The following is an 18,320-nucleotide window of genomic DNA, read 5'->3' as shown; positions in this document are numbered from 1 at the left end:
CTCAGCTTTTCAAAATACTCAGAATTAACGCCAAACTCTACTATTCTCAACCAACCTCAACCATCCTCTCACCCTCGGAATCTTGTTAATGGGAACTCTATTACCACCACAACCCCTTGTTTTGATATTATTTAATCCGTTTGCAGGTCAAGCATATCACCTGAAGCAAACTCTAGAAAGTGCTGCTGATATTTGGCGAAAAAATGGCTGGGATGTTGAATTGCGTCCGACTCAAGCTCCTGGTGATGCAACTGTACAAGCACGGGATGCTGCCAGTAAGGGCTTTGATGTGGTTGTAGCTGCTGGGGGTGATGGTACGGTAAATGAGGTGATGAATGGTTTAGTGGGGACTAGTACGGCTTTGGCTGTACTGCCGATTGGCACTGTGAATATTTGGGCGCGGGAATTGGGGTTATCGATGGATTTACGACGTGTAGCAGCAGCTTTTTTGCAAGCACAAATTGAACAAATCGATGTTGGGAAAGCGGGAACACGTTACTTCCTATTAATGGCGGGAATTGGTTTTGATGCAGCTGTGACAGCGACTATCAATCCGAGGGAGAAGAAAATGTTAGGAGCGATCGCATATGTCAAACAGGCTTTACAATTGTCTTTGTGCTTCCAAGGGATAAAAAGCCATATCCGTATTGATGGTAAGCGGATAAAGGGAAAAATCTTAATGGTGGTGATTGGTAATAGTCAGCTTTATGGTGGTGTGGTGAAGTTGACGGCACATGCAGTAGTTAATGATGGTTTACTGGATGTCTGCATCATTAAAGGACGCAGTATGTTGGTTGCTCCTTTACGCTTGCTGTCTGTTTTTAGACGACGCTATAACCTTGATCCCAAAGTAGAGTATTATCGAGCGCAGAAAGTACAAATTAAAGGGAAAAAAACTTTCCCTGTCCAAATTGATGGGGATTATTTGGGTATTACTCCGATGAATTTTGAAGTTGTTGTTGGGGGATTACGAGTTTTAGTTCCTCCTAGTGTTGATAAGTCGTTATGGACTGATAGCTATATAGGTGAGGGTAGTTTGAAGTGATGGAAGATTGGATACAAATCAAAGGTATTATCAAACAAGGGTATGGAGTGGCATCAGGAAAATCTGGAAATCCTCGTTTTCCCCAAGGTACTATTGAAATGCAAAAGCCTTTTTTCCGTGAGCAAGGGCTTGATTTAGATGCATATTTTTCGGGGACGATTAATGTTTCCATCTATCCATATAAATACGAAATTAAACAGGCTAAATATACATTTAGAAATGTGAAATGGTCGCCACATGATCCAGCCGAAGACTTTTCATTTTTGGATTGCCAAATATCATTAAATACAGGTAAATTATTGAGCGGTTTCATTTACTATCCACATCCGGAAACGAAGCCAGAACACTTTCAATCCCCGGATATTTTGGAAATTATTACACCCTTCATTAGTGGCTTAAAATATGGGAATGAGTGTATTATTGAAGTCAATAGTCAGCAGATAAATATTATTTAAATGTTCAGCTTCAACTACATCTACACAAAAAACACAGACATCTGTCAATACGGTTCAATTAAACAAAAATGGCTATTGGCTTTTAGAATCAATAGCGTATAGATGCTTCCAGTCTTATTCTTATTCTTTTCCTCCCTAACCGAACCGTATTCAGACACCTATGAAATTCATCAAGCGATGAAGTTGATGTCAAATTATAGACGGCAAAATATTTATACAATTTAGCTAAACATTAGCTAAACAAGAGCTAAATCAACCTCAAATCTTTCCCAAGGTTGTGGTTCTACAACTTTTGTCGGGAGCTTTTTCTCTGCTATCAAATTACGGAAATCCTCCACACTACCCGAACCTCGTAATGCAGACACTAAAAGTCCAGAAAAGGAAATATCACCCCCCGCCGCAGTATTCATAATTATCCGGGGTTTTAACCACTCAATTACTTCCAAAGCATTATTCATTCCCTTAATAAAAGAACCCACGAAAACAATATCTAAATTCACAATTGGAGTGATAACTACATCAACAGGTGCAAATTGTTTTAGTGTTGGTGAATGATATCCATGCGGCTCGTAGTATAGTGTTTTATTAGTAGTTAAATCTTTTAATAAATAGCCATTTTCCACAAGCATCGGACCAATTGGTGAACCAGGAAAAGCCCGAATTTCCAGTTGATTTGCTCCCAATTGATGAGAGAAACTAAACGTCTCACCATGTGCCAAGGTAGTCACTTTTGTATAGCCTAGTTTTTGGACAACTTTAGCAGCATTGGGAGAAGCAACAACAGGAATATTGCGATCGAGTTTTGCTAATGTAGGTGGATGAGCGTGGTCTTCCAAACCCTGAGATAATAATATCAAGTCGATATTCTCTGGTATTTGACGTTGTAGATTCCGCTCTGCTTTAAAAAACCAAGGAGCATTACCAAATACTAACGAATCAACTAACCAAGGATCAAGCAGAATCCGCGTTTCTCCCATTTCAATTAGCCAAGAGTTACTATCGAGCCAAGTTAGATACATTTGCTTGTGGTTTATTTTTATGGAGGTACTGTAACTATATGTTAAGTTAGTATACAACGTGAAACCACTATCCCTAACTTCCTTAAGGAAGCCGGGATATAAAATTTAGAAGTTGTAACCAATTCCTAATGACAAACCAACTTCTGTATCATCGATGAAACCAACATTAATAGCCGCATTGGCGGTAAATTGAGGCGATACAGGTACGTCAACACCACCAGTTAGCAGAAAGCCAACATCTGTGTCATCACCTGTGGCAATTGCGACACCAGCACCAAGATAAGGTGCAACACTAATTCGTTGAGTTCCTGTGTCGGTGACTGACTCCACTGGAAAATCGACTGTCACTGGAACCAGAAAAACGGTGTTGTCACCAATGACAGCAGAGGGGCGTAAGGAGAAATTACGAGTTAAACCAATTTTGCTAATGACTGAAAATCCACCTTCACTAAGTGCAGTATCACCACCCAGTCCAATATTACCACCAACACCTATATAACTTGGACCTCCACGAGTTGCCGTACCTGGTGAAATTGCTGGGGTTGTTTGTTGAGCAACAACTGTAGGTTGAGGTGAAGAAGTCGTAGTATTTTTTAGTGAAGAGTTTGTGGGAATTTGTAAATCTGCGGCTTTGTTACTGATTGTTTCGGCGGTGGCGCTGAAACTTGTCAAGCTAAAAATACCAGTTGCTAAACTGAATAAGATTACTATATTTTGCAAAAATTTAGATTTCATAATTCATTCCTTGGTTACAAATATAAACAGTCTCAAATTTGAGATCAGGAATTGTGCCTAATCTTCTATGGCAATATTAGAAATTACTTTCCTAATTCAATCAAACTAAATATTTGCTTTTAAATAGACATTCTCTGGTTATATATTTGTTGCTATCTTTAGATAGAATTGATTTCTACCCGTAAGTAGATATATAAAATAGAAAGGAATGCTAAATATATTTCAACAGTGAAAAAATATGACAGTCAATAAAATAATCAGAAAATTTTCTTTACATACAGCAATAATAAGCAAAAAAAATTGATGAGACTACTTAGTAGATAAGAATTATTTTTACAGGCTGATTTATCAGCGATGGTTTAAAAGATACTTCAAAAAGTAAAAAAATGTAATATTGAGAAATATTAACTTATGCGGACTTCTATTTTATTTATTTGGATGTACAAAAAATATGAAAAACTATGACTAATGATACATGTCAACTTATTTATATTTGCTCTATCGTAGTTATTTAATTGATACCAACGTTGAATATTCAAAATTAATAAAGTTTTCCCAATCTATGCATTCAAAAATACGAAATCTTTCTCAAATAGTTAATAATCTAGTAATGAGCAAGTTGCGATCGCAATAGTTAAGTGAAAATTCACAATGCAGATGAAAAATAATATACAACAGTCTCCGGTACCTGAAGTGAGTATTAATAGTTCTTATCAGAATGCTCAAAATACTCAAACTATCCAAACCAAGGATGCTAATTCTCATCAAATTAAACTGCAAAATACGACTATTGCGTTAGCGGGGAATCTAATCGCATTTATCTTGTTTTGGGTTGGTTTTCTGGCAATTGTGTCTAAAATGAGGGTATCGTTACAAAATCGTAAAACTTCTACCACTCAAGCGACAGATATTAATTTACCCTGTTCTCAGTGTCAGTATTTTTCCCACAATCATCACCTCAGATGTGCAGTTAACCCTTCCACTGTACTCACAGAAGCGGCAACGAATTGTGCGGATTATTGTTCTCGTGAGTGCTAATTTCCTTTTTCGGCTATGGATTACTTCTGCGAGGTATTTGGGGAGGGGGAAGAAGGACTGACAATTTTTAATCTTTTATTAATCTTTTATTAATTTTGTATGCCTCACCAGATTGCTAGGTACGGGAATTTGGAGTTAAGTTGTGGGGAAATCCATTAATTCATTCTGGTGTTAGATTTGCTAGCCTAAGGATAATGGAAGCAGCACTGATAGTGGTTCGCCAACCCAGAATTGACGGGTTGAGATTAACTCGGAGATACTGAGACACGGGGACGCGAAGATTTTTGTCCCTGCAAAGTTACTTTGAACAACCACTAGATGATTTGCTTAAAAATATTGGTGAGAGATATTTTTGTAACCCTTCCCCGCACCCAGGATGTGAAATTATGACTGATTCCCACAAGCCAACTCGCTTTTATAGCCAAGAAGATGTGCAACAGATTCTTCATCTGGCGATCGCCCGTCAGGTGGATAATGATGATAAGGAATTTTCCTATGAACAATTATTGGAAATCGCGAACGAGTTGGAAATTGCACCAGAGTCACTGAAACTTGCTGAAGGTGATTGGTTAAGCAGACAAAGCGAGACTCAGCAGCGTTTGACTTTCGATGCATTCCGTCAAAAACGCTTTCAAAAGCGTCTGGGCAATTATGCAATTTTCAATGGATTTCTGATATTAGTTAATTTAATTGGCAGTTTGACTATTTCTTGGTCACTCTACCCTCTGTCGTTTTTTATACTTTTAATTGGACTAGATGCTTGGAATACTTTTAGTCAAAAGGGTGAAGATTACGAAATCGCCTTTCAAAAGTGGAATCGCAGACACATGATGAAAAAAACCTTTAATAACTTGGTGAACAGATTTCTGAAAGCTGCGATTGGCTAGTACATGAAGGCAACTAGGGCTGCAATTCCTCGCACTCCTCACCCTCGTTTATTTATTATTCTTAATAAACTCAACTAACCACTCTTTGACACTGCGGGTAGCACGACAATCGTCTTCATTATAGCGCTGAATGATTTCTAGTAAAGTGCGATCGCCTGTTTGTAACCATTGGTCGTACCAGTAAATACACTTAGCTCCACTGGCTTCACTATCACGCCATTCAAACCCCAACCACTTAGCAATTGCTTTGAGTGCGTAGCTTTCGATGGGTAAGGTGACGCTGGTAATTAGTTCTTCATACACATCCACAAAACGACTTAGCACTGGCAAAACCACAGAATAAGGGGTTCGATATAACTTTGCTAAACGTTTGACTGTATCAAATTCGTAAATGCAGAAATGGTAAATTGGTGCGTCGGGATACTGATTGACTAAATGCAAAAACTGCTGCCAAACAAATTCCTCTTCATCAATGTTTTCAGCTAAAAAAGAATAAAATTGTTCTGTTTTTGCTTGTTTATCAACTACTAAAACCCCCAATAAATAATTCAGGTTTAAATCTGGTTGTGCTTCGATATCAAAATACAATTCAATTTGGGAGGGAAGATGAATATCTCTCGCGGCAATTTGATTTGGGCGCAACGAGGATAAACTGACATAACCCACATCCAAATCAGTTTCATCAATTTCTGGCTTTTGGATCAAGTTTGGCAGGAGAAACGGACGATTTTCAACAATAGATTTAGCCTGCATGACAATTTTTGGTGCAACTAAGGCATCAAATCCTGGCAAATTCTCTAAATCAATTGGATTTGTATTGGCAAGAGATTCTGGTGAGGTAATATCTAAAGTTTGAAGTTGAGTATAACGAACTGGTGTCACTCCTGGTAACAGTGATAAATGTTGTTGTTTTTTAGCGACTTCATGACAAGTGCTATACCAATGACACAAACTACATTTTTGCCGAGAAATAAATACTTCAGGTGCATTTTCATTTGTTAATGTTTGCACATATTCTCGAAGAATCTGCTGCATTTGGAACATCCATCGTCGCAAATCAACAGGATAACCCGAATCTTTTCCTCGCAAAATTAACCAAGCTGTTGTCGGTTGAACTTCTTGGACTATTCCCAATACTTGAGCATGATATGCAACAGCAACTTGATATTCTTGTTTAGGGCGCTTGCCAAGTTCAATTGATGCAGGAATATAAGTCCAATCTCCAAATTTTGATTTTCCAGGTTGTTTAATTAATAAATCAGGGCAACTAATTAATGTATATTCTTGCCCAATTGGAGTATTTGCTTGAGTAGTAGTTTGATTATTATTTAAATTAGAAATAAATGGATTATTTGATATTATTTCTACGGTTTTTTCTAGAGAAGATGAGAAATTACTTTGTGTTTGAGAATTCAGATTGTCAGAATTATGATAATTTTGAAAAATCTTAGTCGCTGAATTGACAAGATTTTCATTAATTGAAACTTGTAACTTTTCTAGAGAATTAATTTCCGAGTCAGTAGAATTTAAAGATGCCAAATCCGGAGGAATCGGTAAACTATACCATTCAATATCCGAGAAATTCGCGACAAGAACACCCTGATAAATACAATCAACACCTTGCTGCATCAATTCCCAAGTTGCATTTGCACCCGCACGCCAATTACCCGCATGATAGTTTGGTCGAATGTGGCTTTTGCTCTTGAGAATACTTTTTTGATGGATAATTTTATCTTGTTGAAGTTTAATTAACAAATCAGTCGGTTTATCCCGCAATGTGCGATCGCTATGGGTATCTAAAAACGGTCGGCGTTTGCAGCGCTGATATTGCAACAGTAGTTCGGCATTTATTAACATTCTTCTAAACTAGCAAATAATTAGCATAAATCGGCGTAACTGAGGTGACTAAAGTCAATCTAAATGTAACGTAACGTTTCTAAAATTATTCTCAAATTATATGGACAAGCAAGAACTGATTTCCCAAGTTGTAGTTACAGCGCCACAGATGCGTGATATCGAAGGACGTATCTTTGCCGCCGGGATGCCTGTCGCCGCGCTGATGGAAAAAGTCGCCGGCTTGATTACCCAATGGATAGTCAAAATTGGGGAACAAGGGGATGGAGGTATCTTCCCTCGCCCTCTCTTCTCCTCTGATATCGGCATTCTCGTCGGTCCAGGTCATAATGGTGGTGATGCTTTGGTGGTTGCTCGTGAGTTACATTTGCGCGGGTATCAAGTCAGGTTATATTGCCCATTTACAAAGTTAAAAGAATTGACTTCGCAGCATTGGCAATATGCCCAAAGTTTAGGTATTGTCTGTCACCAATCTATTGATGCTTTGCAAAATTGTGATTTCTTAATTGATGGTTTATTTGGTTTTGGTTTAGAACGCAAGTTAACGGATACTATCGCGGTTGATATTGATACCGTTAATGCATGGGCAAAGCCTGTTATTAGCATTGATATACCGTCAGGTTTGCATACAGATACAGGTGAAGTGCTGGGGACAGCCATTCGGGCGACACATACCCTGTGTTTGGGTTTGTGGAAACTCGGTTTATTGCAAGATCGAGCTTTAGAATATATTGGCAAAGCTGAATTAATCAACTTTGATATTCCTTGGGCAGATGTAGAAAATGTTTTAGATAACACAAGTAACAGCATCAACAAAATTCATCGTATCACTAGGCAGACTGCTCTTTCTAGTTTACCTTTGCCCCGCCCAGCAGTGACACATAAGTATAAAGAAGGACATTTACTCTTAATCTGCGGTTCACGAAGATATGCAGGAGGGGCAATTTTAACTGCTTTGGGTGCTAGGGCAAGTGGTGTGGGAATGCTTTCTGTTGCCGTACCGGAATCTCTCAAATCTTTGCTGGTGGCACAGTTACCAGAAGCCTTGATTATTGGTTGTCCGGAGACAGAAACGGGAGCAATTTCTCGATTAGAATTGCCAGGAAATACCCGTTTGGATGCATTTAGCGCGATCGCCTGTGGACCTGGTTTAACGACTGATGCAGCTACCGTAATTGAGCAAGTCTTGGAAAGTCATGATCCCTTAATTATTGATGCTGATGGGTTGAATATTCTGGCGGCGATGGAAGTTGCTCAGGGGGGAGCGACACGAGTGTTGCAAAAAAGACAATTCAAAACAGTGATTACACCACATACAGGAGAATTTAAACGCCTATTTCCCCAGATTCCCGACGTAGCTAATCACAGGATAGAAAGCTTACGTGAAGCCGCAAAACAAAGTGGGGTAGTCATTTTATTAAAAGGCGCACGAACTGCGATCGCCAATGCCGATGGTAATGTCTGGATTGTGCCTGAAAGCACTCCGGCTCTTGCCCGTGGTGGTAGTGGGGATGTATTGACTGGGTTACTTGGTGGCTTGATTGCACAGGGGATAAATAAAGATGTCGGGATAGAACAAATCGTCGCCACAGCAGCTTGGTGGCACGCCCAAGCGGGGATTTTGGCAGCGCAGGAACGAACGGAGTTAGGTGTGGATGCTTATACGCTGACGCAGTATTTATTGAAAGTGCTGAGGATGAAAATAGGAAAATTCTAATCTAAATCAACACACTATTCTCCTCCTAAGGCATCAAGTAAAAATAAGTAGTGCGAGCATCTTGCTCGCGCGGGCAAGATGCCCGCACTACAAATATTAAATTGTTCAACTTATTTTTACACGGCTCCTATCTCCTGATAACTGTATTCTTCCACTAAGAAGTCCTTTGCAAAATCGGAATCTGTACCAGAAACTCAGTTTCCTGTCCGAGGGTAGAGTAACAGTCAATTTTGCCACCATGTTTTTCTGTAATAATTTGGTAACTGATGGATAACCCCAAACCAGTTCCTTTACCAACGGGTTTAGTGGTAAAAAACGGATTAAACAGTTTGCTGCGAATCTCTTCAGGAATACCGACTCCATTATCGGCAATGGAAACTGTCACCCACCCAGCTATCATTGATGTGCGGATGGTGATGGTGGGAGAATCAATTCTTGCTTCCTCTAAAGCATCAATGGCATTGCTGAAAATATTCATGAATACTTGGTTGATTTGGCTGGGATAGCATTCAATTTTTGGTAGTTGAGCATAGTCTCTAATGATTTGAATTGCCGGGAATTTGAGTTTGGCTTTCAGGCGATGTTGTAAGATTAGTAAGGTATTCTCGATGCCTTCGTGGATATCCACCTGTTTACATTCTGCTTCATCAAGACGGGAGAAATTACGTAGAGACAGCACCAAATCTCGAATGCGATCGCTCCCTATTTCCATTGAATTCAGTATTTTCCGTAGGTTTTGCTGTAAAAACTCTACGTCTAGTTCTGCCGCTCGTTTCTGGATTTCCGGAACAGGTTGAGGATAGTGGTGTTGATAGAGACAAATAAACTCTAGTAAATCTTGAACATATTCCCTCACATGGGAAAGATTCGCATGGATAAAATTGACGGGATTATTGATTTCATGGGCAATTCCGGCGACTAACTGACCTAGGGCGGACATTTTTTCACCCTGTACTAATTGCAACTGGGCTTGTTGCAGGTTTTTCAGTGTCTGTTGTAATTCCTGGGTGCGTTGTTCCATGATGCGGGTAGTGTTTCGCAGTTGCAGATGTACCTGAATTCTTGCCAGCACTTCCTCGTTTTGAATCGGTTTGGTAATGTAATCGACAGCACCCAAACTAAATCCCTTCACCTTGTCTACGGAGTCGGAGAGGGCTGTCATAAAAAACACCGGAATATCCCAGGTACTAGGATTGGCTTTGATGCGTTGACAGGTTTCAAACCCATCTATTCCCGGCATCATCACATCCAGTAAAATTAGGCTGGGTTGCGACGTTTGCAGGCGTTGCAGGGCTGTTTCCCCATTTTTGGCGATCGCCACCCGATAACCATGCTCGCTCAGTAGGTCGAATAATACCTGTAAGTTGGTGGGTGTATCATCTACGACCAAAATTGTATTTTCCTGAGCGGGCAGATCAATGGACATTTTTTTACTCCTGGTGTTTTTTAAAGGGGTTTTAGTTATTCAGTGTCTATAAGTATTTTTAGTTATTATTATTTTATTGTATAAAATACAACAATAAAAACGTGAATTGGATGAAAATTATAGATAAATTATCTTGTGGGGTGAAAAGACTTCTGGCATGTGTATTGGACTCATTACACCCAAGGTTCTAACAGCCGCAAAATCCCTTCATCATCAAATTCCTGACTAAGTTCCAGGATTTTATTCGCAAGGGGAATATATTTAGGTGCTAATTGTTTGAGACGGTTTGCTTCCTGTTGTACCTCGCTCATAAAGCCACCTTGGGCGGCTGTATAAAGGGCTGCTAGTTCTACTGGGGGTGGAAATACTAATTCTGCTGTTTGACTGGAAGCATCATCCTCAGCAACCTGCATATTGGGGTTTTGTGCCAAAATCCACTCCAAGTTTAACAACCGCTTGATTTCCGCCAGTAATCCGTTTAAATCCAGAGGCTTGGGGAAAAAACTGCTACATCCAGCATCCACACTATCCTGCATATCTACTTGAGATAGGGTTGCGGGGGAAGCTATAATAGGAATCTGAGCAAAATCAGTCATTTGTCGCAACTGACGGGTCATTTCCAGACCATCCATGACCGCCATGTGAACATCGGTAATAATTAGGTCGGGGCGCATTTCTAGAGCAATATCCAGAGCTTGCTGTCCGTTTTCAGCTTCAGCGAGTTCAAAACCCAAGGGTTCCAACATATTCACCGCAACTGAGCGATTTTCTTCTCGGTCATCCACCACCAGAATTTTCCGTCGTTCCCCTCCATAACCAACTACAATTTGATCAGCGATCGCTTCTGTGGTCATCCATTCGGAAGCAAGGGGTAGGTCGAGTTCAAACCAAAAGCAACTACCTTGACCGAAAACACTGTCAACTTGGATACTACCGCCCATTTTTTCAATAATTTGCTGACTGATAGCTAGTCCTAATCCTGTCCCTTCCATATTCCGTTCCCGTTTCCCAGCTTGCTCAAAGGGTAGGAAAATCCCAGCTAATTTTTCCTGGGCAATACCAATTCCGCTATCCTTAACTTGGAAACGAATACGACGCATCCGTTCGGAATCTGAGGATGCATCATCTACAACTTCAATCCGGAAGGAGACTTTGCCAACATCAGTAAATTTAACGGCATTGCTGAGTAAATTTAACAACACTTGCCGTAATCGTTTATCATCAGCATGAACTGCTGTCGGTAAATTAGCTCCCGGTTGAAACTTGAAGTCCACACCCTTTTGTTCTGCCTTAATCCGACAAATATCGGCAGTGGAAGCGAGGAAATTGGCAAAGTGGAAATCCTGGGGATAGAGTTCCATTTTTTGGGCTTCCAACTTGGATAAATCCAAAATATCGTTAATCAAGGTGAGGAGATGGGAAGCACACTGGTGAATTACCCGGAAACCCTTAATCTGTTTCTCAGTGGTGGTAGGTTCCCGTTGAAGGATTTGCACGTAACCGAGGATACCATTCAGGGGAGTCCGCAATTCGTGGTTCATGTTGGCAAGAAATTGACTTTTAGCCTGGTTAGCAGTTTCCGCAGCAGCGCGAGCAACTTCTAATTCCCCTAACTTTTGTTGTAAACTAGCCTGAGTAATCCCCAAACTTGCCGCCATCCGGTTAAATGCCTGGGATAGCTCCTCAATTTCATCCTGGGTATGGATTGCCATTCGGTAGGACAAATTCCCCGTACCAATCTCATTTGCCCCAGCTTGGAGTTGTTTGAGGGATTGGATTGTCGGACGCAAAACCAGCCAAAATAATCCTAATACCATCAACATCAACAGAACAATGGTGGCATAGGAAACACTAGTCGCGATCGCATTGGCTTGTTGTAATTCTTTCTCCGCTTCCTCCGCTTGTTGTTGAGCTTCCTCGGTTAAATCTGCCAAAAAAAAGTCAATATCTCGCTTAAATCCGTTGATGGCTCGAAAATCAGCTTTGATATCCGCTTCTGTTTTGATTAATCCCCGGTTAATCCCCTCAATCACATTTTCTTCTAATTCCTCCCAAAGTTCCTGGCGATCGCGGATATGTTTAATCTCCGATGTGGATACCAAGGATTCTAATAAATCCAACGCTTCTTCAATCCCCACATCGAACTCATCCTCCTCTTTCTCATTAACATCCCGGAACAACACATGGTCTTTGAGTTCAAGAATTTCCGCATAGAGACGATTTTGTACCAGGGTAGTTGCTTGCATCCGCCGCAAAGCCTGGGTATACTTTTGATGACTGCTGTATTGGATTTGATTACGCCACAAAGTGCTACCACCAGAAATCACAGCGATCGCTCCCACCAATCCCACCGAAAGTCCGATAAACTTCGTTGATATTTTCATCGGTTGCTCCCCCTTGCCAAATTCAGTTGACGACGTAATTCCCCAATCGACTCATAATCCTCATCTTCCACCAAGGTATATCCAGCACTTTTTGCACCCATCAAGTCCTGAATTCCCGCAGGTGTGGTCAAAAAAGCTTTTTTGAGTTTCTTAATCAATTCCGGTGGTAGGTCGCTAGAAACCAGTATGGGAGCATGGGGTATGGGGTCCGATTCCCAAATAATGAGCGGTTTTTCTCCCTCACCCTGTTGCTGTCGTTGATTGTAGGTAGCCAAATTCGTGGCGATCGCATCCACCTGATTTGTTGCTAATAGTTCCTCAATTTCCCCGTGGGTTCCCCCAAACACCACCTGGGAAAAATGACGATCTGGGTCAATTCCTTCCTGTTTCAGCGCAGCTAGGGGGACAAGATAGCCGGATGTGGAAGAACGGTCAACAAAAGCTACCCGTTTACCTTTTAAGTCTTGCAAGGTTTTAATCGAACTATTTGCAGCTACCACCAAGCAGGAACGATACCAAGGACGCACAGTATCCGCATCGATGGGAGCTACCAAGGGTTTTACTTTCGCTCCCCGTTCCAACGCTTCAAAATAGGAGACAACCCCCCCATAAACACCATTTGCTCGTCCATCCACCACCATATCCACACTCTCTTGATAGTTCTTGGCAATAATAAAATCCACCTGTTGTCCCAACACCTGTTCCAAATGAGCATCCAACGGTGCAATCATTCGTTCTTGCTCAAATCGATCTTGAGTTGGTTGTACACTGATCCGCAGCACAGTTTCCTGGGAAGACGGGGGAGATTTCTGGGTAGATTTGGGAGGAGAAGCAGAGCAAGCACCCAACCAAAAGGGAATTAGCCAAGAAAAGAGGTAGAGGGATGATACTAGCGATCGCACAGGATTTATTCCAATTTCTTCAGGTTTTCTAGTTTTCTTATAATTCCCCAAATCAAAGAAAAAATCACAGCATTAGAACCGATATTCCGCATCCTAGGGTGTCACACAGTGCAGGGAGAAACCCAGTTTCTCATCAAAAAGTCAGATGATGCTCGATACTTAAATCCAAAAAACCGGTTTTTTTTGGTCTTAAGGTTTACTTTGTACATAGCCTCTAATACCAATTCACAATTCGCAATTCGCAATTAAGAAATCCTGATTTTACAAGGGTTTCAGAATTTGGATATGTTTCACGATTTTAGTGAAATGGTATAAGCTTTTCCCGCACTGGTAAAAATTATTCCGGAACGCTGTTGTCAGTATTTGTAGTTATGGGTATTCCGAGAACAAAATCTCCAAATGAAGGGTGATTGCAAATATAGGAACAAGAAAAATGCATAACTCAGAGAAGCCAGACGTATATATATATTGAAAGGGTTCAAACCCTAATCCCACAAACTTTAATTACTATTTAAAACCATGAGGTGAATGCCATGACAAGCTTTACTCAATTCCAACAACAAAAAGACATTCTTTCTCCTATTCGCAACTGGTTAGAATCGATTGAAATTAAAAATTCTAAATTAGCTCATTCCTTATGCCAGTTAATTCCTTCCCAATGTCCATTTGAACGCGATATCGTTGTATTTGGTAAGAAATTATTTCACATTCCACCAATGTGCAAGTTAAATCCTTTCTACGAACAAGTGGTTGGTTTGCGATTCAAAGCTCTCTGCTATCTGGCAGATGTTTGCGGTGAAGATGTTACAGCTTATTGCTAATCAGAATTTCGCTAGCGATATTAATTTTTCATTTATTTGGTAATTTGGTAACTTGAAACTGAGCCTAGTATCTTCCACCACAGTAGACTAAATTGAGAATTCTCAGATATTAAGCTTTGACAATTATTCTCGAAGATTTATGAACATCAAAAACTGATTTAATTTTGACAAAATAGTCAGTTGCAATTGATTCACTATCGTGCTAAATCAAACACAGAATTGATTGAGAGACAATACAGGACTTACGTATTAACTAAGATTTTACGTCATTACCTAGGCGCAGCCTTCTCACAGAGTCGAACATTAAGGTTTTGGTGCGTTACTACGGTACTAAATATAAATGTAAATTTTAGATTATTTTAAGCTTTGGTAATCGGATTCTGTAAAAATCGCCTGTATAAAGTCAATCAGATACATATACAAGTGAGAACAAGACTAGAGAAAACTTTCTTTGTCATTGTGAATTTTGCGTATTATTGTTGAAATAATTAACTAATTTAAAATTGATGTCACCGCACATACTATTAGTAGAAGATGAAGTCAAACTTGCTCGTTTTGTGGAGCTAGAACTTGGCTATGAAGGGTATAAAGTGACGATAGTACATGATGGATTAGCTGGCTTGGCTGCCGCCAAAGAGTCACAACCAGATTTACTGATTGTAGATTGGATGTTACCGAGTTTATCGGGTTTGGAAATTTGCCGAAAATTGCGAACAACTGGTGACCAAGTACCTGTAATATTATTAACAGCAAAAGACGCAGTAAGCGATCGCGTTGCCGGATTAGATGCGGGAGTCGATGACTACGTTGTCAAACCCTTTAGTGTGGAAGAATTATTAGGGCGAGTGAGAGCGCATTTACGCCGTACTGAATTAGCTGATCCAGATTTGCTACAATTTGAAGACTTGAGTTTGCACAAGCGCACCAGAATTGTGAAACGCGGCGAGAAGAAGATTGAGTTGACAGCCAAAGAATTTGACTTGTTGGAATATTTACTAGTACATTCGCGACAAGTAATCACACGCGATCGCATTTTGGAATCCGTATGGGGATATGATTTTATGGGGGATTCCAATATTATCGAAGTTTATATTCGCTATTTGCGTTTAAAGTTAGAAGCCAACCATGAAAAGCGTCTGATTCAAACAGTGCGAGGAGTTGGTTACGTTCTCCGCGAATAAACAAAATATTTTGTTGCATCTACCTTTGATTTTCTTAACCAGTTCATCGGAATTTCTCAGCAAAAACTCATAAAACCAAAAGTAAATGGGATTTAAATTAAATCAGTATCCTTGAATAGTTAGTTATTTTTATATTGCAGAATCTATACTGGGATAGGTGTTCACACTTATTACCAGTTTTTTTATATATTTTCTGGTAAAAATATATAAATCTAGAAATGCAGCCTAGTTTATCAAACCTAAAACCGAAAATATCCATGACTTATCTCGAAACCGCCGCCAACTTTTATAGCGAAGTCGCCCAAACTCCTCAAATTGGACTGTGTTGTGTTCAAAGTACACCCCTTCAGTTACCAGGATTAAAAATTCCTCAGAAAATGCAGGAAATGAATTATGGTTGCGGTACAACAGTCCATCCAACAGAACTGAGTAACCAACCAACCGTATTATACATCGGAGTCGGAGGAGGTTTAGAAGCCTTACAATTTGCCTACTTTTCCCGTCGTCCTAGTGCTATTATTGCGATCGATCCAGTTGCAGAAATGCGCGAAGCTGCTAAAAATAATCTGGAAATTGCTGTCCCAGAAAATCCTTGGTTCGACACAAGTTTTGTGGAAATTCGTGCAGGTGATGCTTTTAATTTACCTGTTGCTGATGCTTCAGTTGACATAGTCGCTCAAAATTGCCTGTTCAATATTTTTGAACCCGCAGATTTAACCCGTGCATTAACAGAAGCATATCGAGTTTTAAAACCAGGTGGACGTTTGCAAATGAGTGATCCAATTTCTACTCGTCCGATACCTGCACATTTACAACAAGATGAACGTTTACGGGCGATGTGTTTATCTGGCGCACTTACCTACGAGCAATATATTCAAAAAATCATAAATGTTGGATTTGGTCAAGTAGAAATTCGTGCCCGTCGTCCTTATAGATTGCTGAATGCTCAAACTTATAATTTATCCGAACATTTACTTTTAGAAAGTCTGGATTCCGTCTCATTTAAAGTCCCTATACCCAGTGATGGAGCTTGTATTTTCACTGGAAAAACAGCAATTTATGCAGGTGCAGATAATTACTTTGATGATGGTGATGGACATATTCTCCAACCAGGGATTCCCTTATCTGTTTGCGATAAAACAGCCGCAAAATTCGCTAAAAATATGTCAGAAAAAATGATTATTACTGATTCTACTTGGCATTATGATGGTGGAGGTTGTTGTTAGTCATTATTCAGTTAGGTTATGTTAATTAAGTAGGTCGGTGGGAAAAAACACAACTATGTTAAGAAAGATAAACAAGGCTAAAACCCTCTTCCCTTCTGCCCTCTGCCTCCTGCCTAATCCCAATGATAAATACGCCTACTTACTTACAACTACTTCTAGGTTCAGATTTTATCTTCTGTGGCAATGATTTAGTCGTATTGTATATTGTCTATTTCAGACTGAATCATAGTATTTTTTAATGTGTTTATTAATCAAAATATTCGTTTGAATAATGCAGCAACAAATAGTAGTCACACCCTTTGCTCAAAAAGCAAATTCTCAATTAACCAAACAGCAAATCACAGTTTTGCAGGTGAACTTAGGTAAACGTTGTAATCTTGCATGTTCTCATTGCCATGTCGAAGCTAGTCCCCAACGAACTGAAGAATTATCTCCAGAAATATGTGAACAAATAATTGAATTAATTAATAAGTTTCCCCAAATCAAAATACTTGATTTAACTGGTGGCGCGCCGGAAATGAACTATGGCTTTAAACCACTAGTAGAAGCGGCAATCAAAAATCATAAACAAGTAATAGTCAGATCAAATTTGACTATTTACTTTGAAGCTGGATTTACTGATTTACCCGAATATTTTACCAAGCATCAAGTTCAAATTGTGGCTTCCTTGCCCTGCTATTTGGCAGATAACGTTGATCAAATGCGTGGCAAAGGTGTATTCAACAAATCAATTCAAGCCTTACAATGGCTAAATAAACTGGGCTACGGTAGCAACCCAAATTTAATTTTAGATTTGGTATATAATCCTCAACTACCCGTAAATGAGAACTTTTCCTTAACTCCTAACCAGTCAAAATTAGAAAGCGATTATAAAAAGCTCTTGAAAACTAACTTTGATATTGTTTTCAATAATTTATTCACAATTACCAACCTACCAGTAGGTAGAACTAAATTTCACTTAGAACGGACAAAACTTTATCTTCCCTATCTACAATTTCTTGAATCCCATTTCAATCCTGTGACTATGGATAGTTTAATGTGTCGTAATGAACTTTCTATTGATTATTTGGGTAATGTGTATGACTGCGACTTCAACCAGATGATGAACTTACCCGCAAAAACCTCTAGTGGCGAAATTTTGACAGTAACAAATTTACTAGCGTTAGGTAGTTTAGATATCATTGAAAAAATACAGACAGCCCCCTATTGTTACGGTTGTACGGCTGGTAGCGGTTCTAGCTGTGGCGGAGCTTTAGTATAAATTGCTGCACAATAGTCCAAATTTGATACATTCAACTTTTGGTGACATACATCTATATGACTTTTTCACCTGCTCGTTACCAAAATTGTTACGGGCGATCGCTCTCCACTGAATGCGTTTAGAATCATCTACAGTTATGCTTCTCACATTACCCCGAAAACCGTGGGCCCCTCCTAAAAGCCACGGTTTTTATTTTTCGCCTTTCTTCCTTGGTTACAGCAAAAAAAAACTTGTTACCAAAATTGTTACAAGGTCTGCTGTCCTCGGAATTGCCTCTATGATGATATATAGTTAAGCTCCTCACATCACACTGAAAGCCGTGAAATATAATTTCACGGCTTTTTACTAAATTATTTGTCAAATCTCCCT

At 39.7% G+C, this 18,320-nt stretch carries 15 protein-coding genes; 9 read left to right on the top strand and 6 right to left on the bottom strand.

The features are described 5' to 3' along the window. Positions 1-88: 88 nt before the first annotated feature. Both VB733_RS08485 and VB733_RS08480 read left to right on the top strand, forming a co-directional pair. The gene (locus VB733_RS08485) at positions 89-1,045 is read left to right on the top strand and encodes a diacylglycerol kinase family protein (RefSeq protein WP_323339646.1); all 957 of its coding nucleotides are present in this window, start codon (positions 89-91) and stop codon (positions 1,043-1,045) included. Beyond that, positions 1,045-1,500 carry a hypothetical protein gene (locus VB733_RS08480; protein WP_323339645.1) on the top strand — a complete coding sequence of 152 codons (456 nt, stop codon included), beginning with the start codon at positions 1,045-1,047 and terminating at the stop codon, positions 1,498-1,500. Before VB733_RS08485 ends, VB733_RS08480 begins: the two co-directional genes overlap by 1 nt. A gap of 236 nt (positions 1,501-1,736) precedes the next feature. Here the strand turns inward: VB733_RS08480 and VB733_RS08475 are convergent, their stop codons facing one another. Both VB733_RS08475 and VB733_RS08470 read right to left on the bottom strand, forming a co-directional pair. Beyond that, positions 1,737-2,519, bottom strand: a complete 783-nt coding sequence (locus VB733_RS08475; RefSeq protein ID WP_323339644.1) for an MBL fold metallo-hydrolase — start codon at positions 2,517-2,519, stop codon at positions 1,737-1,739. A gap of 105 nt (positions 2,520-2,624) precedes the next feature. Then, entirely contained in the window at positions 2,625-3,254 is a 630-nt protein-coding gene (locus VB733_RS08470) for a hypothetical protein (protein ID WP_323339643.1), read from the bottom strand. 657 nt (positions 3,255-3,911) lie between these two features. Between VB733_RS08470 and VB733_RS08465 the strand changes: the two genes are divergently transcribed. Then, the gene (locus VB733_RS08465; RefSeq protein ID WP_323339642.1) at positions 3,912-4,292 is read left to right on the top strand and encodes a hypothetical protein; all 381 of its coding nucleotides are present in this window, start codon (positions 3,912-3,914) and stop codon (positions 4,290-4,292) included. Positions 4,293-4,678: 386 nt separating this feature from the next. After that, positions 4,679-5,179 (top strand): 2TM domain-containing protein, encoded by a 501-nt coding sequence (locus tag VB733_RS08460; protein WP_323339640.1) that lies wholly within the window; start codon positions 4,679-4,681, stop codon positions 5,177-5,179. 48 nt (positions 5,180-5,227) lie between these two features. Here VB733_RS08460 and VB733_RS08455 read toward each other — a convergent pair whose 3' ends face one another. Then, on the bottom strand, positions 5,228-7,036 hold the full coding sequence (locus VB733_RS08455) for a TM0106 family RecB-like putative nuclease (protein ID WP_323339639.1): 1,809 nt from the start codon (positions 7,034-7,036) through the stop codon (positions 5,228-5,230). Between the two features lie 100 nt (positions 7,037-7,136). On the opposite strand from VB733_RS08455, the gene VB733_RS08450 reads away from it, so the two are divergent. Continuing rightward, positions 7,137-8,750, top strand: coding sequence for an NAD(P)H-hydrate dehydratase (locus tag VB733_RS08450; RefSeq protein ID WP_323339638.1), 1,614 nt, complete (start codon positions 7,137-7,139; stop codon positions 8,748-8,750). A gap of 154 nt (positions 8,751-8,904) precedes the next feature. On the opposite strand, the gene VB733_RS08445 is transcribed toward VB733_RS08450, so the two are convergent. The 3 genes from VB733_RS08445 to VB733_RS08435 form a co-directional block, all read right to left on the bottom strand. After that, positions 8,905-10,176: a sensor histidine kinase gene (locus tag VB733_RS08445; protein WP_323339637.1), complete on the bottom strand. Its 1,272-nt coding sequence runs from the start codon at positions 10,174-10,176 to the stop codon at positions 8,905-8,907. A 173-nt stretch (positions 10,177-10,349) separates the two neighbouring features. Next, on the bottom strand, positions 10,350-12,560 hold the full coding sequence (locus VB733_RS08440; protein ID WP_323339636.1) for an ATP-binding protein: 2,211 nt from the start codon (positions 12,558-12,560) through the stop codon (positions 10,350-10,352). Continuing rightward, positions 12,557-13,462 (bottom strand): phosphate/phosphite/phosphonate ABC transporter substrate-binding protein, encoded by a 906-nt coding sequence (locus tag VB733_RS08435; protein ID WP_323339635.1) that lies wholly within the window; start codon positions 13,460-13,462, stop codon positions 12,557-12,559. The genes VB733_RS08440 and VB733_RS08435 overlap by 4 nt, the downstream gene beginning before the upstream one ends. Before the next feature lie 533 nt (positions 13,463-13,995). Here VB733_RS08435 and VB733_RS08430 point away from each other — a divergent pair. The 4 genes from VB733_RS08430 (at position 13,996) to arsS (ending at position 17,951) form a co-directional block, all read left to right on the top strand. After that, on the top strand, positions 13,996-14,283 hold the full coding sequence (locus VB733_RS08430; protein ID WP_323339634.1) for a Mo-dependent nitrogenase C-terminal domain-containing protein: 288 nt from the start codon (positions 13,996-13,998) through the stop codon (positions 14,281-14,283). A gap of 506 nt (positions 14,284-14,789) precedes the next feature. Further along, a complete protein-coding gene (locus VB733_RS08425) occupies positions 14,790-15,464 on the top strand; it encodes a response regulator transcription factor (protein ID WP_323339633.1) in 675 nt (224 codons plus the stop codon). A gap of 257 nt (positions 15,465-15,721) precedes the next feature. After that, entirely contained in the window at positions 15,722-16,690 is a 969-nt protein-coding gene (gene arsM, locus VB733_RS08420) for an arsenosugar biosynthesis arsenite methyltransferase ArsM (RefSeq protein WP_323339632.1), read from the top strand. 271 nt (positions 16,691-16,961) lie between these two features. Continuing rightward, entirely contained in the window at positions 16,962-17,951 is a 990-nt protein-coding gene (gene arsS / locus VB733_RS08415; protein ID WP_323339631.1) for an arsenosugar biosynthesis radical SAM (seleno)protein ArsS, read from the top strand. The last annotated feature ends 369 nt before the right edge of the window (positions 17,952-18,320 follow it).

Origin of the sequence: Calothrix sp. UHCC 0171 (assembly GCF_034931845.1) — a bacterium.
Classification (GTDB): Bacteria; Cyanobacteriota; Cyanobacteriia; order Cyanobacteriales; family Nostocaceae; genus Brunnivagina.
This window is presented reverse-complemented; position numbering and strand designations above follow the sequence as displayed.